Source organism: Arthrobacter gandavensis (assembly GCF_039528575.1).
GTDB lineage: Bacteria > Actinomycetota > Actinomycetes > Actinomycetales > Micrococcaceae > Arthrobacter_B > Arthrobacter_B citreus_B.
Window position 1 is genome coordinate 164733 of sequence record NZ_BAAALV010000007.1, and the last position, 16744, is coordinate 181476.

Consider the following 16744-nt stretch of genomic DNA (forward strand, 5'->3'; position numbering starts at 1 on the left):
CGGTTTGCTAGGAAGAGGTCTCACAGTGGAGAAGCAACATTCGTCCGGCGCCTACTCACTTGTGGCGCGTACCGCCGGCACGGTCCCTGCCCCCGTCCGGCACGGACACGACTCGCCGTTCCTGGGCCGTGCCGCACTGGTCCAGGCCATGGCCGGCTGCCTGAACCCGGATTCGCCCGCTTCCGGATGCCTGATCATCGGCGAAGCCGGGAGCGGTAAGAGCGCACTCATGCGGCACGTGCTGGCGCTGTACGGGCAGGAGGCCTACACGGTAAACGTCAGGGGGTCGGCATTCGCCGGCAGGACAGCGTTCGGGGCCCTGACCTTCATGCTCTCCGAACTCGATCCGGAGACCGCTTCACATCCGGTGCTCATCCTGCGGGGTTTGACGGAACTGATCCGTGAACGGGCGCAGGGACGGCCGGTCATTCTGGCAGTGGATAACGCGGAGGAGCTTGACGAGTTCTCTGCCATGGTGCTCAGCCAGATGGTGGTAAACCGTTCGGCCCACATGTTTGCAGCCTTCCGGGATTTCAGTGCCGCACCGGCAGAGTTCATGGGACTCTGGCGCGAGGGGCTCCTCACCCGCCTGGACCTGGAGCCGATGCTGCCCTCTGAATGTGCCCATCTCCTGGAAGCGGAACTGCGGGGTCCGGTGAGCCGGGCCGCTGCGGAAGACCTGACCAGGATCAGCGGCGGCAATCCCAGCATGCTGCTGGCCGCTGCGGCGGATTACCGCGAGAGCGGCCGGGTGCGCTCAGGCGACGGTGTATGGGTCCTGGACCGCGGACGCCACAGCGCCTTCCCGCGGCTGGCCGCTGTAATGGGCGCCAAACTGGCGGGACTTACCGATGACCAGCGTGACCTGCTGGACCTGCTGGCGCTGGCAGGTGCGCTGCCGCTCAGCCAGGTCCTCGAGCGGGTGGAGAGCCGTCAGGTGGACGCCCTGCAGGAGTCCGGGCTGCTGCAGCTTGAGCACAGAACAGCTCCCGCCCTGTCTCTGGTTGATCCTGGCCTCGGGAAGGTCCTGAGAGGCCAGATCGACGCAGGCCGGCGCCGCGACCTGCTGGAGAAGCTCCCGCCGGATCCGGTGGTTTCCTGGCCGGCGCACGCGGCCGCGTGGCTGCTCTCCGCGGGGGCCAAGGTGCCCGCCGAGCTGGCGCTGGCAGCCGGCCGGGAAGCGAACGCCGAAGGAGAACCGGGAGCAGCGCAGGAGTTCATCACGGCAGACCCCAACCATCTGTCTTCGCGGGCTGCTGTGCTGGAACTGGCGCGTGCTTTCTTGGCCGGAGGCAATGCCTCCGGCGCTTCCGAGGTCATCGCCCGGCACCGTGAGTTCGGTGAATCCGGCGCCCATTCACCCGAATCCGTGCGTCTGCTGATTGTCGAAGCCGCTGCCGGCTGCCGCTGGATGGCCGAGCAGCAGTTCGTGAACGCCGGGGTAGCCGAAGGCCACGCGGCCCGCCTTGAGGAAGCTGAACGGATCCTTGTGGCCCTCACCGCCGACGGACTTGCCCGAGGTGAGTCCGCCCAGCTTGAGCGCGAACTGGTTTTGGCCCGGGCCCGGTGCCTTGCCCAGCACGGACAGTATGGGCAGGCAGCATCATTCCTGTCCGGCGTCTATGCACGGGGGGATGAAAACGGCAGGGGCTTCAGGGCCCTGGTTGGGTCATGGCTCTGCGTTGCGTGGGGCATGACGGACCGTCAGTCCGATGCGCTGGAGCTTGCCGCAGCGCTGTGGCCTTTGCTTTCCGACGTACAGGAGCCCGACCTCGACCCCGCGGAAGCCGCTCAGGCGCAGGCCCGGATACTCCACGTCCTGATGGTTGCCGGTGCCCTCGAGACCGCTGCCGAGTTCCTTGCCCGGGGGGCGGGGACAGAGGGAGCAGGAAGCTTCGGAGGAACTCTCCACGAAGTCTGCGAAGGTGTCCTGCACGCCTTCGCCGGGCGGGGAGCCGCTGCCACTGCGCGGCTGCTTCCGGCCGCCAGGCAGCTCGGGATTTCCGACCCCGGCGGCCTCCTTCACACAGTCAGCGCCGTCGCCGCTTACGCCGCCGCGCTGCAGGGCCAGCATCAGCGTGCCGAGGCGCACCTGCGCACTGCCGATTCTGTTCCGGCCACGCCGTCGTGGGCGCTGCAGCGCACCGCAGCCCACTTCGCCGTCCTTGCCAGGAACCTGCTGGGTTCCGGGGATTCAGGCGAAGCGCTGGGTGAACTGGCAGTCCGGGATGAGGACCGCGGAGCCGGTGCCTACGCCGTGCTGAGCCTGCTCAGTGCCGTCCGCCTCGGGGACCTGGCCCAGGCCCAGCAGCTGCTGGACGTAGCGTCGGGGCTCCAGGGGCGCTTCGCCCGGATGTGCGAGGACTATGCAAAGGGTGCGGCAGGCCGCGATCCGCAGCTGCTGCTGCTGGCAGCCGATGCCGCTGCGGCCCTTGGGCACGAACTGCTGTCCCGGGAAACGGGGGAGCGTGCCCTGCACATCGCGGCTGGAGCGGGGGACCGCGCAACAGTCCGTTTCATCCACCGCACCCGCCGGCTCCAGTCCGGAGAATCGGAGAGCGACGCCGAAGTCGAGGACTGCCTGCGCGGACTGACGGCCCGGGAACGGGTGATCGCCCGGCAGGCGGCGGCCGGAACCAGCAACAAGACGATTGCCGCTGAACTCTCGATTTCAGTACGCACCGTAGAAGGGCACCTGTACCAGATCTATTCAAAGCTGCATGTGGGCAGCCGAAGGGAACTGGCCAAGCTGCTGAGCGCAAACCAGGCACCCGGTTCCAGCCAGTCGACTGCAGTGCAGGGGGTTCGGTGATGCAGCACCAGACATCGGCGGCGCCGGAGATCCTGCTCAGCGCCGAAGCTGAGCAGGTTTCGAACCATCTCCTGGACCCGATGCTCCGCGGTTCGATCGTGCTGGCGCCGGAAGGGATGGGCAAGAGCGCCCTCGCTGAGGAGGTGCTGCGCCGGCTGGAAGGCATCGTGACGCCTTACCGGATCCACAGCAGCCCGGTGCTGGCGCGGATCCCCTACGGGGCACTGACTCCGTTCATGGAACGGGCGCTCGCTGAAGACATGGATTCCCCGCTGGTGGTGCTCCGGAACATCCGCCGGTTCTTCCGCGTCCGTGCCGAAGCCGGACATGCCCAGGCACTCCTGGTGGTGGAGGACGCCCATCATCTGGATGAGGCGTCCAGCCACGTACTGGTCCAGCTGGCGATGTCGGGGGAGCTGCGGCTGCTTGTCCTCTCGCGTGCCCGCAGCACGAACATCCAGGAACTTCTTTCCCTGGCGCGGGACGGCATGCTCTCGCGGCTGGACCTCCAACCGCTCTCGCGTGAAATGATCCATCGCCTGTGCGTCCAGGAACTGGGAGGGACGGTGCTTCGTGCTTCCAGTGCCGTCCTGGCCCGCGTTTCCGGGGGAAACCCGCTGTACGCGAAGGCGCTGCTGGACGGGGCACGCAGACGCGGCGAACTGCTCCAGCGCAACGGCTCATGGTATTTGCGCGCGCTGCCCGGCGCGCTGGAACCCACGGTTCAGGACCTTGCCAAGCGGCTCCTGGCCAGCCGGAGTGACGGGGAGCGCGCGGTGCTGGAGGCGGTTGCCCTGGCCGGGGTCCTGCCCCGGCCCGCACTCACGGCAGTGGCGGATCCGGCGTCCGTGCAGGCACTCGTCGACGACGGATACCTCCTCCAGGCTCCGGAAGCTGCGGATCAGCTGCAGCTGGCACAGCCGCTTCATGCCCACGCCATCCGCTCCCTCGTGCCGCCGGTACGCAGCATGGAGATCCGCAGGCAGCTCATGAAGGGCGATGGGCCCAAGCTCCGCCACTCCCACACCCTTTACGCGGCATGGGCGCTGGACTGCGGTGAAGCGCCGGAGGGTTTGGAATTGCTGCAGGCAGCGCGGTCGGCAAACGCCGACGGCGACGGCGAACTGGCGCTGCGGCTTGCCCAGGCGGTCCAGCCCGGGCCCTTGGCGGCCCGGGCCCGCATTGAAGCGGCTGTGGCGCAGCTGACGCTTGGAAATATCTCAGAGGCAAGGGCAGGCCTGGAAGACGCCGTTAGAGCAGCAGCGGATGCGGAAACCCTGGACCTGGCGGTGCTGGCTTCGGCACAGCTTGCGGCCTGCTCGGAATCCGCAGGAGAGCGGCTCCGTGGCCTGGCACGGGAGTGGGCAGAGCGGGAAGCCCTGCTCAAGGGACCGGATTCCGGAGACGAACGGGCAGGATGGATGGCAGCGGGACAGAGCGTGCTGGCGCTTTGGGCCCGGATCGCCGATGGAAACCTGCTGGTTCCGGGAGAGACTCCTGCCGCCACCAGGGAACTGCTGGACACGGACGCCGTGAACCAGGGGAGGACGGCGGGGCAGCATGAGCTGAGGGCATTGGGTTATTCGCTGGTGTGCGAGGGATATACCGCCGCCGGCGCCATCCGTGAGGCTCTGCAGGCTGCAGACCAGGCACAGCGGGAACTGGCGCTTGAACCACATGCCCAATGCCGGGTGCGGGGAACCGTGTGGATCAGGCGCTCCTTCGCCCTGCTCCACGGCGGTAGCTTTGGAGAACTTGGCGAGCTGCTCACTGAGCAGCTGCGGGCAACACCCCATAGCCTGCTGGCGTACGGTGGCAGTATTGGCGTGCTTGAGGGGGCCCTGGAGATCCACCAGGGACGGTTCCGCAAAGGTCTTCGCCGGCTGAAGCCTGCCATTGGCGCCCTTCGGTTCAGGGACCCGGAGAGACTGCTTCCCTACGCGCTGGCCATTGCCGGGTATACGGCAGTTGTGGTGGAGGACGATTCTCCGGCCGCCCGGTTCGCAGGCGAGCTAAGGGGCCTGGGCTATTCGGGGCCGAAAGGACTTGAACTGGCTGCCCGCGCATTTGCTGCGGCCGCGATGGCTCCCCAGGGCAATGAAGAACCGCCTCCGCCCCAGGTGCGGTCGTTGGCCGAGGAAGCGCGGGCCCTGGGACAGTTCGCGGCAGAAAAGGACATCCTGGAACTGGCACTCGCCGTCGGTGACCTGAAGCAGGCAAAACGACTCATGGACCTCACCGGCGGGTTCGAGGGCGGGGAAGCAGCGGCGCTCCATGCCTATGCTGCGGCCGTCGCAGCGGACAATCCCGAACGGATGGTCGCGGCAGCGGACGAAGCAGTGCGCCGCAGGAAGTACCTGGTTGCCGTGGAGTGCATCGGCCATGCCATCCGTTACTACGGTGCGCACAACAACCTGCGCCGCCAGCGTGCGCTGATTCAGCAGCTGAGGCGGCGCCGCGAGGAACTTGCAGGGGTGACCGTGTCATACCTCAGCCCCAGCGTGCACCAGGTGAGGCTGACCAGGCGCGAGCATGAAATAGTCGAACTGCTTTTGGAGGGGGCCGGCACCAAAGACATCGCGGCGAAGTTCACGCTTTCCCAGCGTACGGTCGAGGGTCACGTCTACCGCATCTACGTCAAGCTCGGCATCAGCAAGCGGACAGAGCTGGAAGCCGTTTACCGGGCGCTGGAAGCTGAACCGAAGGCTGCTACGCCAAAGTGACGCAGACCCCAAATCGGGGCTCCACTGGGATACGAGAGGGAGCGCGGGTAACTGCGTTCCCTCTTCCACGTGTCCGGACGGAGCGCTCGCGTAGGCGCTACGGGTGCCCTGTCTGAATAAGGCTCCTAGCGTTCACGTGGCCGGGTTCAAGTTCCGGCAGTGCAGGTGCAGCTCAGGAGCTTCACCTGCGGAGACCGGGTGCCGGCGGCGTCGGAGCCTTCTGAGACCGAGGTTCCTCCCCAGCCGCCGTCGGCACCCTTTTCCATGCCCAGCGGTTGGCAAGTAGCCGGTGCGTCCACCCTGGAATGCCGGAGCAAGTAGGACGCGCAGCTTGGGCGGGTAGCGGCAGGAAACCCCCGAGTGGGGAGTCTGCTTTTGTGAGTGCTTCCTACTGATGCGCGGTGGCAGCGGGTGGCATTCACTAGGACCGGTCAGCAGGAAAGAAAGTGCAAAGAAGGTCTCACATGCGCAGTGCAGTCAGTAACCAGGGTCCGGTATTTTTTCCGATCCCATCAGCCCTTTCCCGCAGGCGAATCACAGGACGGGCCCGGCATTCCGCTGGGCTGCGGCCTCCCCAAGCGGAGCCGGCGGCGTCGAAGTCTGCTGAGACCCAGACTTCCCCCCAGCCGTCGCCGGCTCCTTTTTCCGCCGTTCCGGAACGGGGCTGGGCACTGTGAGCGCTCCGGCTAAGAGTCCACGTACAAAGAACAGCGGCATCCGCCACCAGTCCGCGGGGCACAAACGGTCGAACCCGCTGCAGGAGCAGCGGATACTCCCCTCTGAACCCGTTGTATTCACGGAGCACTGGGAAGCCGTAGGGAAGGCGCCCAGGAGGTCGAGGGCGGAGGACCGCTGGCGCCGACGCTACCGCTCGGGACTGGTCCTGACGGACCTGGCGGTCACCGTAGTGGCACTGATCTCCGGCTGGGCGGCGGGTTCTTTCCTGACGAACACGGCCCTGGCAGGCAGCGGCGCGTTGCGCCACGCAGGGTTCCTCCTGGCCCTGCTTGTCGTCTGGAATGCGGGTCTTGCGGTTTACCGGACCCGCGAAGAGCGGCTGCTGGGCACGGGGACGGACGAGTATAAGCGGGTGACCGCCAGCAGCCTGCGCATGTTTGGCGGCGTCGCGCTCGTCATGGTCCTGCTGCAAAAGGACATGCCGAGCATCGCCCTGGCCGTCTCCCTGCCCCTAGGCCTCGCGGGACTCCTGCTCGGCCGGTTTGCATGGCGGAGGTGGTTGTCCTCCCAGCGGCAGCTGGGCCACTATCTCTCCCGGGTCCTGGTGTTCGGAGGATCCGAGGACGTGGCCTACGTGGTCAAGCAGATTTCGGCGCACGCGTCGTCGATCTACCAGGTGGCAGGAGTTGTTGTGCCCGAAGGGGCCGGCGTAGGGCTGGAACGGGTCCTTTCGGATGAGCTGCCGGTGGCTACTGACCCGGAAGACATATCGGCGCTGGTACGCGAGCACCAAGCCGACGCAGTGATCGTTGCAGGCCCTGTCCCCGGAGGAAACCGGTACATCCGCGAGCTTGGATGGCGGCTTGAAAACACATCCACGGAACTGATCCTGGCCTCCAGCCTTACGAACGTGGCCGGCCCGAGGATCCATTGGCGTCCGGTGGAGGGCCTGCCCCTGATGCACGTCGAGCTGCCGCAGTACAGCGGCGGCAAGCACGTCCTTAAGCGGGGACTGGATATCGTCCTGGCGGCGTCGGCGCTGCTGGTCCTGTCTCCGGTCCTGCTGGTGCTATCCCTGATCGTCCACTATGACAGCCAGGGTCCGGTGATCTTCCGGCAGCAGCGCGTCGGCAAGCGCGGCCAGACCTTTGAAATGCTCAAATTCAGGTCGATGGTGACTGATGCGGAACAGCGGCTCTCATCGCTTCAGAAGCGCAACCAGGGCGCAGGCGTCCTGTTCAAGCTCAAGAACGATCCGCGCGTTACCCGCTGCGGCCGGTGGATGCGCAAATTCTCACTCGACGAGCTTCCGCAGCTCTGGAATGTCCTCAAAGGAGACATGAGCCTGGTTGGGCCGCGCCCGCCGCTGCCCTCCGAGGTAAAAGGCTATGAGGGCTCAACGCACCGGAGGCTGCTTATCAAACCCGGCCTGACCGGTTTGTGGCAGATCAACGGGCGCTCCAACTTGGCCTGGGACGAGTCCATCCGACTTGACCTGTTCTACGTTGAGAACTGGTCCCTGACAGGCGACCTGATCATCATGTGGCGCACCTTCAAAGTAATGGTCCAGCCGGAAGGCGCCTACTAATGACGGTCGTAGGGTATGCAGCCGGAGCGTTCGATCTTTTCCACGTGGGGCATCTGAACATCCTCCGGCAGGCGAAATCGCGCTGCGACTTACTCGTTGCGGGAGTCGTTTCGGACGAAGTCTGTCTAGAGACCAAGGGTCGGCTGCCGGTGGTGCCACTGGCCGAACGGCTGGAGATCGTAAGCCACATCGGCTATGTCGACCGCGCGGTGGCGGAGACATCGCGTGACCGGCTCGATATTTGGAAAGAGGTACGTTTCGACGTCTTCTTCAAGGGTGACGACTGGCGTGGGACGCCCAAAGGAATCCGGATTGAAGAAGAGTTCGCAAAGGTAGGCGTCGAAGTCGTTTACTTTCCGTACACCGTCCACACCTCCAGCACACAGCTGCGGCGCACCATCGAACTGCTGCACACTGCCCATGCTGCAGCCCACCCAGTGCTGAGTGCCGACGGACGGAGTATCTGATGGGCAGGCATACAGGTGCCCGGACATCCGGACTTCCGGCTGAGTCCCGGGTGAGGATAGCTGGCGTCGATGTCAGCGCCGTCAACATGGACCAGGCTCTCTCCATCCTTGAGGCACATATCGAGCAGGGGGAGCGCGGATACGTCTGCGTCAGCGATGTCCACTCACTGATGAAGGCAAGCCGTTCCCCCCAGCTCGGGAAGGTGTTTTCAGAGACAGTGCTCACCGTGCCCGACGGTATGCCCCTGGTCTGGGCCGGGCGCAGGGCGGGAGCAACCGGCATGGGCCGGGTCTGCGGTCCCGAACTGCTGCCGGCCCTGCTGGCGGCAGGGATAACGCACGGCTGGCGAAGCTATTTCGTCGGCGGACGTGAAGAGGTGACGCAGGCCCTGCGGGAGAACCTGGAAACGGCTGTTCCGGGAGTCCGTATTGCAGGAATGTGTTCGCCCCCGTTCCGTGAACTGTCCCAGGCGGAGGATGAGGCGCTCGTCGCCGAAATCAATGCCGCGCGTCCGGATATTGTCTGGGTGGGCCTGGGCGCACCAAAGCAGGAGTTCTGGATGGCAGAACACCGCGGTGCACTGGATGCACCTCTGCTGATTGGTGTTGGGGCCGCCTTCGACATGCATGCGGGAAACGTTCGGCGTGCCCCGCTATGGATGCGGGAACGCGGACTGGAATGGCTTTTCCGCCTGAGCCTTGAGCCCCGTCGGCTCTGGAGAAGATACCTCGGAACCATTCCGCGGTTCGGATTGGCACTGCTGCGCGAAAAACCACGACTGGTTACTCCGTCATGACAGCCCTCGCTTTGCGCGGCGTGCGGAGAGGACTCGCTGGTCCGGGCAAACGCGTTGGATGGGGGCTAGCAGACCAAGGGCTTAGCAGCCTCACGAACTTCCTGGTAGGCATTGTCATTGCCAAGAATGTGGGCCTGGAGGATTTTGGAGCATACGCTTTGACTTTCTCGGCGTACTGCCTGGTTCTCGGCGTCGGGCGCGCGGTTGCATCAGAGCCCTTCGCAGTCCGCTACAGCGCGGTGAAAAGCGAACAGTCCCAGGCTGCAGCTGCCGCAGCTGCCGGCACAGCCCTCCTGCTGGGAGCAGCCGGTTCCGTCTTTGCCTTGGCCGCATGTGCGCTCTTGCCGGAAGAATACCGCGGCCTCGCCGCGGCACTGGCCATCATCCTGCCCGGCGTCATCCTGCAGGACGCGTGGCGGCTGCTTTTCTTCGCGAGGGGCGAGGGCAGGGCCGCCTTTGCCAATGACCTGGTCTGGGCTGTGCTCCTGGTCCCCGCCTTCGCTGTAGATTTTCTGGACGGAGACGTCTCGGCCGCATCACTCTTCCTGGCCTGGGGCTGCGCCGGCGCCGTAGCTGCGGTCTTCGGAGCCATCCAGTTCGGAGCGTTGCCCTCCGCTGCCGCCTCCAGGGACTGGCTGAAGGACAACAAAGCGCTCTGGCCGCGGTACGTCTGCGAAGGGCTGGCAATCAACGGTTCACAGCAAATCTACATGTTCGTGCTGGCGGGCATTACTGGCCTGGCTTCGGTGGGTGCCCTCCGCCTGGTGCTGGTTGTCCTGGGCCCGGTCAACGTCCTGGTGCAGGGCATTGGGGCAGTGGCGGTTCCTGAAGCCGCACGGGCGCTCACAGTGGGCAGGGCAAAGCTGCGGCGAACGGCCGCCGTCTTTTCCGTGCTGGTGGCTACCGGAGCCGCGGCATGGGGGCTTGTCGTTTTCATCCTGCCAGAGCAATGGATAGCCGCGGTGGCCGGTCCGGGCTGGTCGGCCGCAACGGCACTGGCCCTGCCCCTTGTCCTGGTTCAGGTCCTCAATGGAGCCAGGACAGGACCGATCGCTGCCCTGCGGGCGATGGGGGAGGCGAGGAGAAGCATGTGGACCCGCATAGCAGTGTCCCTGCTGAACATTCTCCTGGCCGTGGGCGGGGCGCTGGCAGCGGGAATCACCGGGGCAGCGTGGGGCTTGGCACTCGCAGCGTTCCTGAACCTGTGCCTGTGGCTCCTGCAATACAAGCTTGCCGGGGCAAGTACTGGTGAATCAGCACGAATGGTCTCGAACAATCGAACGTCCCCGGCACACCGTGCCAGGGAGTCCAGTACCTCAACGCGGGGAAGAGGGAACAATGAATGAATCATCGGCGCCGCTGGAGTCACTCCGGCAGCTGGTCCGGTCCTATTGGAAACTCATATGCATACTGGGGGTGTGCGGCGTCCTGGCGGCGGGGGCGTTCCTCCTGCAGCGGCCGCCCGTATACCGGGCGACTGCAGAAATCGTGACCGGAACCTACAGCCTTCCCTCCGAGGTGGGAACGGAACCAGCCGTGGACAAGGCCGGGCCGCTGGGACTTGAACTGCCTGCGGAAACCCAGGCACGGATTATCGCGAGTCCTTCGGTCGCGGACATAGCGGCCGAGAGCCTCGGACTTGGAACGCTGGAAGCTGCGGAACTGCCCCACCAGGTTTCGGCCGACCCAACTACCGACAACACATTTTCGGTACGGGTAGAAGGTCCCAGCCCGGAAGAGGCAGCCGAACGCGCAAATGCCGTGGCCGATGCATACCTGCAATACCGGCAGGAAACTGGAAAACGTGAGCTGGAAGCCCTTGCATCACGCGCCAACGAACTGGCTAACGACAACCTGGCGGCTGCACGGGCGCTTGATGCACCAATTGATGCCGAGCTCAGGGACGGCAACTCGGGATACGCCTCCGTCATGCTGACCCGGCGGCAGGAACTTGAGCGGACGGCAGCAACGGCCGGAGCTTCTGCGGCGGCTTTCAGTTCCGCGGCGGGTAGCTTCGACGGCGGCGGCTCGGTTCTCCGCCCGGCGTCGTCCCGGACGGTGACGGAGGCCCTTCCCGTCCTTAACGTGCTTGCCTTTGGGCTGGGAGCCGGACTTCTGACAGGTTTGGGAGCGGCCGCGCTGCGCCGCCAGTTCGGCAATGTGAGAGTCGGTCCCGATGTGCTCCGGCGGACAGCCCCAGGGGTGTTCGCCGTTGGTTCCAGTTCTCCGCGGCCGGCAGCCCGCCTGAGTCTGCGGGCCTTGGAACGTACCGCCCGCGAAGAGGGTCTGGAGCCAGGCAGGATCCTGGTCCGTCCCATCGGCAGCGCCCAGGGCAGCGGCAAGGTGCTGCTGGAGCTTGTGTCCACTCTTGCAGAGGACGGCAAAGCCGTAGTCCTTGAAACGCAGGACGCAGGCGTCTGGAAGGAACTGAACGCCTTCCGTCCACGTAGCGCTCTTCCCCTGGAATGGGAGGAAGCCGTCTCCGGCCCCGGCGGCACTGTGCGGAGTGGAGGCGGCCCGGAGGCGGTCCGCATCTACGTCGCAGTGGCATCCAACTCCCAGGACGCCTCGGAATGGGCGGTCCCAGGTGGATCCGATATTCCCAGCATCCTTCTCCTGCGCAACCGCAGGGAACGGCTCAGGGACGTCCTGGACACTATTGCTCTCCACTCCGCGGCCGGACTGCCCGTCCTGGCAGCATTGTTTACCGACCCCAAGGCTGAGAACATCCACAGGTCCCATGAAGCACCGCAGCGGCGTGAGACTTCCGCCGAGGGAACGCGTCCGGGCAGCGCTGAGCCTCTCCGTGTGCAACCGGAGGTCGCCAGAGAAACAGCCGTGGACGACGGCGCGAGCCTTGCGGAAGCTTCATCCGCACGGCGGAAGAGCAGCGGCTAATGAGCGCCCCGGCCCTGGCAGCTCCGAAAGCGGCTGCCGACGGCTGGAAGCGGGGCATTCCCTCACTGCTGCCCACAGCAGTCTGGCTCATCCTGTTCCTCAACGTGCAGCCATGGTCCCAGTCTGAGTCCGGGACGACGGGGGCACTGAAGGGCGCCGTCCTGCTGGCAGTAGCGCTACTCGTATTGCTTGCACTGCCTCCGCGCGCTGCATTCGTGCTGCCGTGGCCCCTGGCCCTATGGGTGGTCTACGCGGGGTACCTGTCCTGCAGTGCCCTGCTGCAGGACGACTTTGCCGACCCGGCGATGCGCGCCGGCCGGATCGCCGTCGGTGTGCTTATCCCGGCCCTTATATGGGGTTTCATCAGGTGCCGTGAAGGAACCCTGGAAGCCGCTGCCTGCTTCACGTTTGCCGTCCTGGCCCTCCTGATAATTCTGGGAGCAATCGTCGAACCTGGTTCCACATGGCTAAACGGCCGCGAATTCTCCTCGGGGGGGCGACTCATGGGCGCACTGCTTCCCATGATGCCTCCAAGGGTTGGAGAAGTCGGAGCGGTCCTGGCTGGGCTGGCGCTCGTTCAGTGGAGCCTGGGCCGAATCAGTATCTGGGTGCTGGCGCCGGTGCTGAGTCTCGGCATTGCGCTCATCATGCTTAGCCGAACGCGGACCGCGGCCCTGGCGTTGGTTCTGGGGCTCCTCCTCGCTTTCGCTGCGACCTTGAGGCACAGGGCGGGCCAGAAGGGTTTCCTGTTCCTGGCCGGGACCGCAGTGGCGCTGCTGCCGGCATGGGGGGCGGTCAGCCAATGGGGGCTGCGGGGGCAAAGCCCGGAGCTCTTTGCCAGGCTTAGCGGCAGGACTGCTGTCTGGGATTTCATCGCAAACGCCGAAGTGGACACCAGGACGTTCCTCTTTGGCCACGGGCTGGGGGAGAAACGCATCCTCCTGCGCCGGGGTGAAGGTGATTTCCAGGCAGTGCCAATCGACAACAGCTGGCTGGATGCCTACTGGGAAACCGGCGTCATCGGACTGGTCCTGGTTGGCGCCGCCCTCTCGGGGGCATTGGTCTATGCGCTGCGGGCGAAAGGCACAGCAGCGAGGGCAACATCGCTGTTCCTGCTGGGCTATGTGTGCGTGGCCTCCGTGAACGAGAGCGGCTTGTGTGACTTTTCATCGCTCACCCTGCTCGTGATTCTCTCGATTTTCATCTGCGCGGTAGACAGGAACATCCCCGGCGGCCAAGGGGCCAGGGACCCCGCAGTACCCCTAAACGCTATTCCCTCCCGCCGGCCCCATCGTGCCGGTTTTGTGCTCCACGGACATTACAAAGGATCATTATGAGTAGGTTATTTCGCCGGGCCCTGGCCGCTCTGGCGGTGGCAGCCGTGCTGGTCTCCGGGCTTCCTGCTGCAGGACATGCCAGGCAGACTGCACTTGCCGCCAATGACACCGCGACGTGGCAAACGAACAACACCGTAAGGAAGCTCGTATACGCCAACGGCATGATCTTCGCCGGCGGGGAATTCACGTCCGTCCGGCCGCCCGGCGCAGCCCCGGGAACCGGGGAAGTCAGCCGCAACTACCTTGCGGCCTTTGATGCGGCTACAGGGGAGCTCATCCGTGCCTTTAACCCGTCGCCCAACGGCCGGGTGTGGTCACTGGCTGCTTCACCGGACGGGTCAAGGGTTTATGTAGGCGGCGACTTCACCTCGATCGGATCGGTAACACGCCAGCGGCTTGCCGCGATCGACACCGCAACCCTCTCCGTCGTTTCCAACTTCCGTCCGAACGTCAGTTACCGTGTCAGCGCCATTACCGCGACCAATGACACTGTCTTCTTCGGTGGTTCCTTCGGCAGGGTCAACAACAATGACCGGCTCCGCGCAGCTGCTGTCCGTGCCTCGGACAGCAATCTCCTGCCCTGGAATCCCGCGCCGGACGGCGATGTCATGACTATGCTCGTATCTCCTGACCAGTCCCGCGTGTACGTTGGCGGCAAGTTCAGCAACATCGGAGGCGTCAACCAATGGGCGCTGTCCGGCGTCGACACGGCTGCAGGCATGTCCCTGCCGCTTCCTGCGGCCTCGGCCATTCCGCCGCTGGCGTCCAATTGCGTGTCGATCCCCAAAGACATGGTCACCGACGGGACCGCTGTCTACGTTGCAAACTCCGGAGACGGACCGGGTTGCTTTGACGGAACGTTCGCCTTCGGTGCTGCGTCGGGAACACTCGCCTGGAAGAACACCTGCCTCGGAGCTACGGAAGCGCTTGGTCTCGTAGGCGGCTGGCTCTACAAGGGCTCACATGCCCACGACTGCGCCTCTGAAGGACAATTCGCCACCGGCAGCAGGCAGCTGCTGGCCCAGGACCTGCAAACCGGTGAGGTCCAGGGCTGGTATCCGAACACGAACGTAGGCGGCACTACGAAAGTCGGTCCCTTTGCAATGGCGACAGACGGAAAGCGGCTGTGGGTGGGCGGTGACTTCACCACGGTGAACAACCGCGGACAGCAGGGCCTGGGAATTTTTGGGCCGGATCCGCAGACGTCGCCGACCAGGCCCCTGACCCCGTCCGCAGCAAGCGTCCGGCCCGGTGCCGTCAAAGTCACCTTCCAGTCCACCCTGGACAACGATGACGAATACCTGACGTACAAGCTCTACCGGGCCGGCACCACGGAACCGATCCACACCGAGGTCATCAGGTCCAGGTTCTGGTCCAAGCCCGCCGTGACAATCGTGGACACCGGCCTCCAGCCGAACTCCCAGGCCGCCTACCGGGTTGAGGCAAGCGACGGTGCCACCACCGTCGCGTCGTACTGGACTCCCTACGTCACCGTCCGCGCTACTGAACCCGTCTACGAAGAAGCCGCGGCGCTTGACGGTGCACGCCCGTACTGGCGGATGGACGAGGCCGCGGGCACCTCCGCGGCTGACGCATCCGGTGCGGGCATCAACGGCACCTACGAGGGAGTCAGCCTGGGACGCCCCGGTGTGCTGGCGGATTCAACAGCGGCCGAATTCGGGCCGAGCAGCAAGCTGACAAGCCGGAATGTTCTGAACAACCCGCAGACCTTCAGCATGGAGGGCTGGATCAAGACCCAGACCACCGGAGGCGGAAGGATCCTCGGCTTCGGCAACGAGGCGACGAACAACAGCGGGAACTATGACCGCCACCTGTACATGCGCAACGATGGCCGCGTTAATCTCGGCATTTACGACGGCAATACCAACGTGGTCACCAGCCAGTCCGCACTGAACGACGGCGGCTGGCACCACGTGGTGGGCACCTATTCCCCGGGCAGGATGGAGCTGTTTGTTGATGGCGTGAGCCAGGGAACCGCCAATGTCGCTGCCGCCCAGAACTATAGCGGTTACTGGCGCGTGGGAGCTGATTCCCTCGGCGGGTGGCCGGGGCAGCCTTCGAACGCAGGCTTCCAGGGACTGGTGGACGAGGTTGCCGTTTACAGCACGGCCCTTTCGGCCGGTGACGTCAGCTGGCATTACGGACTGGCATCCGGCAACGAGCCTCCGGTTGTATCCTTCGTGTCAAGCTGCACAGGATTGTCCTGCTCCTTCGACGGGAGCAGTTCATCCGACAGCGACGGGACAGTCGAGTCCTGGAGCTGGGACTTTGGAGACGGCGAAACAGCGGAGGGCCGCACAGCGACCCACACCTATGCCTCTGCCGGGACGAAGACAGTCCAGCTGACCGTAAGGGACAACTCCGGCCTGGTTTCCCGCCACTCGGCCCAGGTTGAAGTCTCCGTGCCAAACACTGACCCCACGGCCCAGTTCACCGTGGCATGCACGGCACTGACATGCCAGGTGGACGGCTGGGCGTCGGCGGACCCGGACGGAACGATAGTCCAGTGGGCGTGGGATTTCGGTGACGGCACCACCGCCTCAGGGCCTACTGCAAGCCACACCTACGCTGCGTCCGGCAGCTACCAGATCTCCCTGGCTGTCACCGACGACCGGGGAGCCCAGGCCGTACGCGTGCAGGCCGTGCGCGTCGAGGCATCCGTTGACCCGGTGCCCACCGTCTTCGCCAGTGACGACTTTGGCCGGACCATTGCCCGGGGCCTTGGCAACGCGGACACCGGGGGCGCCTGGACCGTGGCCGGAAGCGCAGCGCGATACAGTGTGGCTCCGGGCACGGGGAAGCTCATCATGAGCGCGCCGGGCAATGCCCCCTCTGCCACCCTTGCTTCGGCAATCGCGCGGGAAAGCGATGTCATGATGTCGCTGTCACTGGATAAGGCAGCAAGCGGGGGAGGCGTCTATGTCTCGCTCACCGGAAGGGGAACGGCTAACGGTGACTACCGTGCCAAAGTCCGCTACATCGCATCAGGCAGGGTCTACCTCTCGATCGTGAGGACCGATGCGGCCGGGGCAGAGACTTATCTGACACCGGAGACGCTGGTCCAGGGAGTCACTGCCGTCTCTGGTGAAAAGATAAGGATCCGGTTCCAGACGGCGGGAACTGCAGAGACACGGCTGTCCGCGAAGGCCTGGTCGGGGGAAACCGAACCGGCGGACTGGAACGTCACCGCCGCTGACTCGGCTGCAGGCCTGCAGCAGCCCGGATGGATTGGCGTCCGCGCGCACCTTTCCGGGTCAGCGACCAACGCGCCGGTTGAGCTGAGCGTGTCCGGGCTCAAGGCAACATCTCCCAGGTAGCACCACCGTCTCCGCGACATCACCATTGCCGTCCTGTTTCCCTGCACTGGGCAGAGAAACAGGACGGCACCTGAAAGGGGGAACATGTTGGCAGACCAGCTGCCAC

At 65.2% G+C, this 16744-nt stretch carries 9 protein-coding genes; all 9 read left to right on the forward strand.

Translation table 11 applies throughout. The features are described from left to right. The first annotated feature begins 25 nt into the window (after window positions 1–25). The 9 genes from ABFX29_RS14280 to ABFX29_RS14320 all read left to right on the forward strand — a co-directional run bounded on the left by ABFX29_RS14280 (window position 26) and on the right by ABFX29_RS14320 (window position 16638). A complete protein-coding gene (locus ABFX29_RS14280; RefSeq protein WP_152228668.1) occupies window positions 26–2812 on the forward strand; it encodes a LuxR family transcriptional regulator in 2787 nt (928 codons plus the stop codon). Further along, on the forward strand, window positions 2812–5535 hold the full coding sequence (locus ABFX29_RS14285; RefSeq protein ID WP_152228667.1) for a helix-turn-helix transcriptional regulator: 2724 nt from the start codon (window positions 2812–2814) through the stop codon (window positions 5533–5535). The genes ABFX29_RS14280 and ABFX29_RS14285 overlap by 1 nt, the downstream gene beginning before the upstream one ends. Before the next feature lie 673 nt (window positions 5536–6208). Beyond that, on the forward strand, window positions 6209–7801 hold the full coding sequence (locus ABFX29_RS14290; RefSeq protein WP_246167581.1) for a sugar transferase: 1593 nt from the start codon (window positions 6209–6211) through the stop codon (window positions 7799–7801). Beyond that, window positions 7801–8268, forward strand: coding sequence for an FAD synthase family protein (locus tag ABFX29_RS14295; protein WP_152228666.1), 468 nt, complete (start codon window positions 7801–7803; stop codon window positions 8266–8268). Before ABFX29_RS14290 ends, ABFX29_RS14295 begins: the two co-directional genes overlap by 1 nt. Then, the gene (locus tag ABFX29_RS14300; RefSeq protein WP_152228665.1) at window positions 8268–9065 is read left to right on the forward strand and encodes a WecB/TagA/CpsF family glycosyltransferase; all 798 of its coding nucleotides are present in this window, start codon (window positions 8268–8270) and stop codon (window positions 9063–9065) included. The genes ABFX29_RS14295 and ABFX29_RS14300 overlap by 1 nt, the downstream gene beginning before the upstream one ends. Further along, window positions 9062–10411, forward strand: a complete 1350-nt coding sequence (locus tag ABFX29_RS14305) for an MATE family efflux transporter (protein ID WP_152228664.1) — start codon at window positions 9062–9064, stop codon at window positions 10409–10411. The genes ABFX29_RS14300 and ABFX29_RS14305 overlap by 4 nt, the downstream gene beginning before the upstream one ends. Next, the gene (locus ABFX29_RS14310; RefSeq protein ID WP_152228663.1) at window positions 10404–11963 is read left to right on the forward strand and encodes a YveK family protein; all 1560 of its coding nucleotides are present in this window, start codon (window positions 10404–10406) and stop codon (window positions 11961–11963) included. Before ABFX29_RS14305 ends, ABFX29_RS14310 begins: the two co-directional genes overlap by 8 nt. After that, entirely contained in the window at window positions 11963–13300 is a 1338-nt protein-coding gene (locus ABFX29_RS14315; RefSeq protein WP_152228662.1) for an O-antigen ligase family protein, read from the forward strand. Before ABFX29_RS14310 ends, ABFX29_RS14315 begins: the two co-directional genes overlap by 1 nt. Further along, window positions 13297–16638: a PKD domain-containing protein gene (locus tag ABFX29_RS14320; protein WP_152228661.1), complete on the forward strand. Its 3342-nt coding sequence runs from the start codon at window positions 13297–13299 to the stop codon at window positions 16636–16638. Before ABFX29_RS14315 ends, ABFX29_RS14320 begins: the two co-directional genes overlap by 4 nt. Window positions 16639–16744 lie beyond the last annotated feature (106 nt).

Bases quoted from the DNA above. Each gene is read 5' to 3' on its own strand.
- ABFX29_RS14320 (WP_152228661.1), top strand. From the start codon at position 13,297: ATGAGTAGGTTATTTCGCCGGGCCCTGGCCGCTCTGGCGGTGGCAGCC.
- ABFX29_RS14300 (WP_152228665.1), top strand. From the start codon at position 8,268: ATGGGCAGGCATACAGGTGCCCGGACATCCGGACTTCCGGCTGAGTCC.
- ABFX29_RS14285 (WP_152228667.1), top strand. From the start codon at position 2,812: ATGCAGCACCAGACATCGGCGGCGCCGGAGATCCTGCTCAGCGCCGAA.
- ABFX29_RS14315 (WP_152228662.1), top strand. From the start codon at position 11,963: ATGAGCGCCCCGGCCCTGGCAGCTCCGAAAGCGGCTGCCGACGGCTGG.
- ABFX29_RS14305 (WP_152228664.1), top strand. From the start codon at position 9,062: ATGACAGCCCTCGCTTTGCGCGGCGTGCGGAGAGGACTCGCTGGTCCG.
- ABFX29_RS14310 (WP_152228663.1), top strand. From the start codon at position 10,404: ATGAATGAATCATCGGCGCCGCTGGAGTCACTCCGGCAGCTGGTCCGG.
- ABFX29_RS14295 (WP_152228666.1), top strand. From the start codon at position 7,801: ATGACGGTCGTAGGGTATGCAGCCGGAGCGTTCGATCTTTTCCACGTG.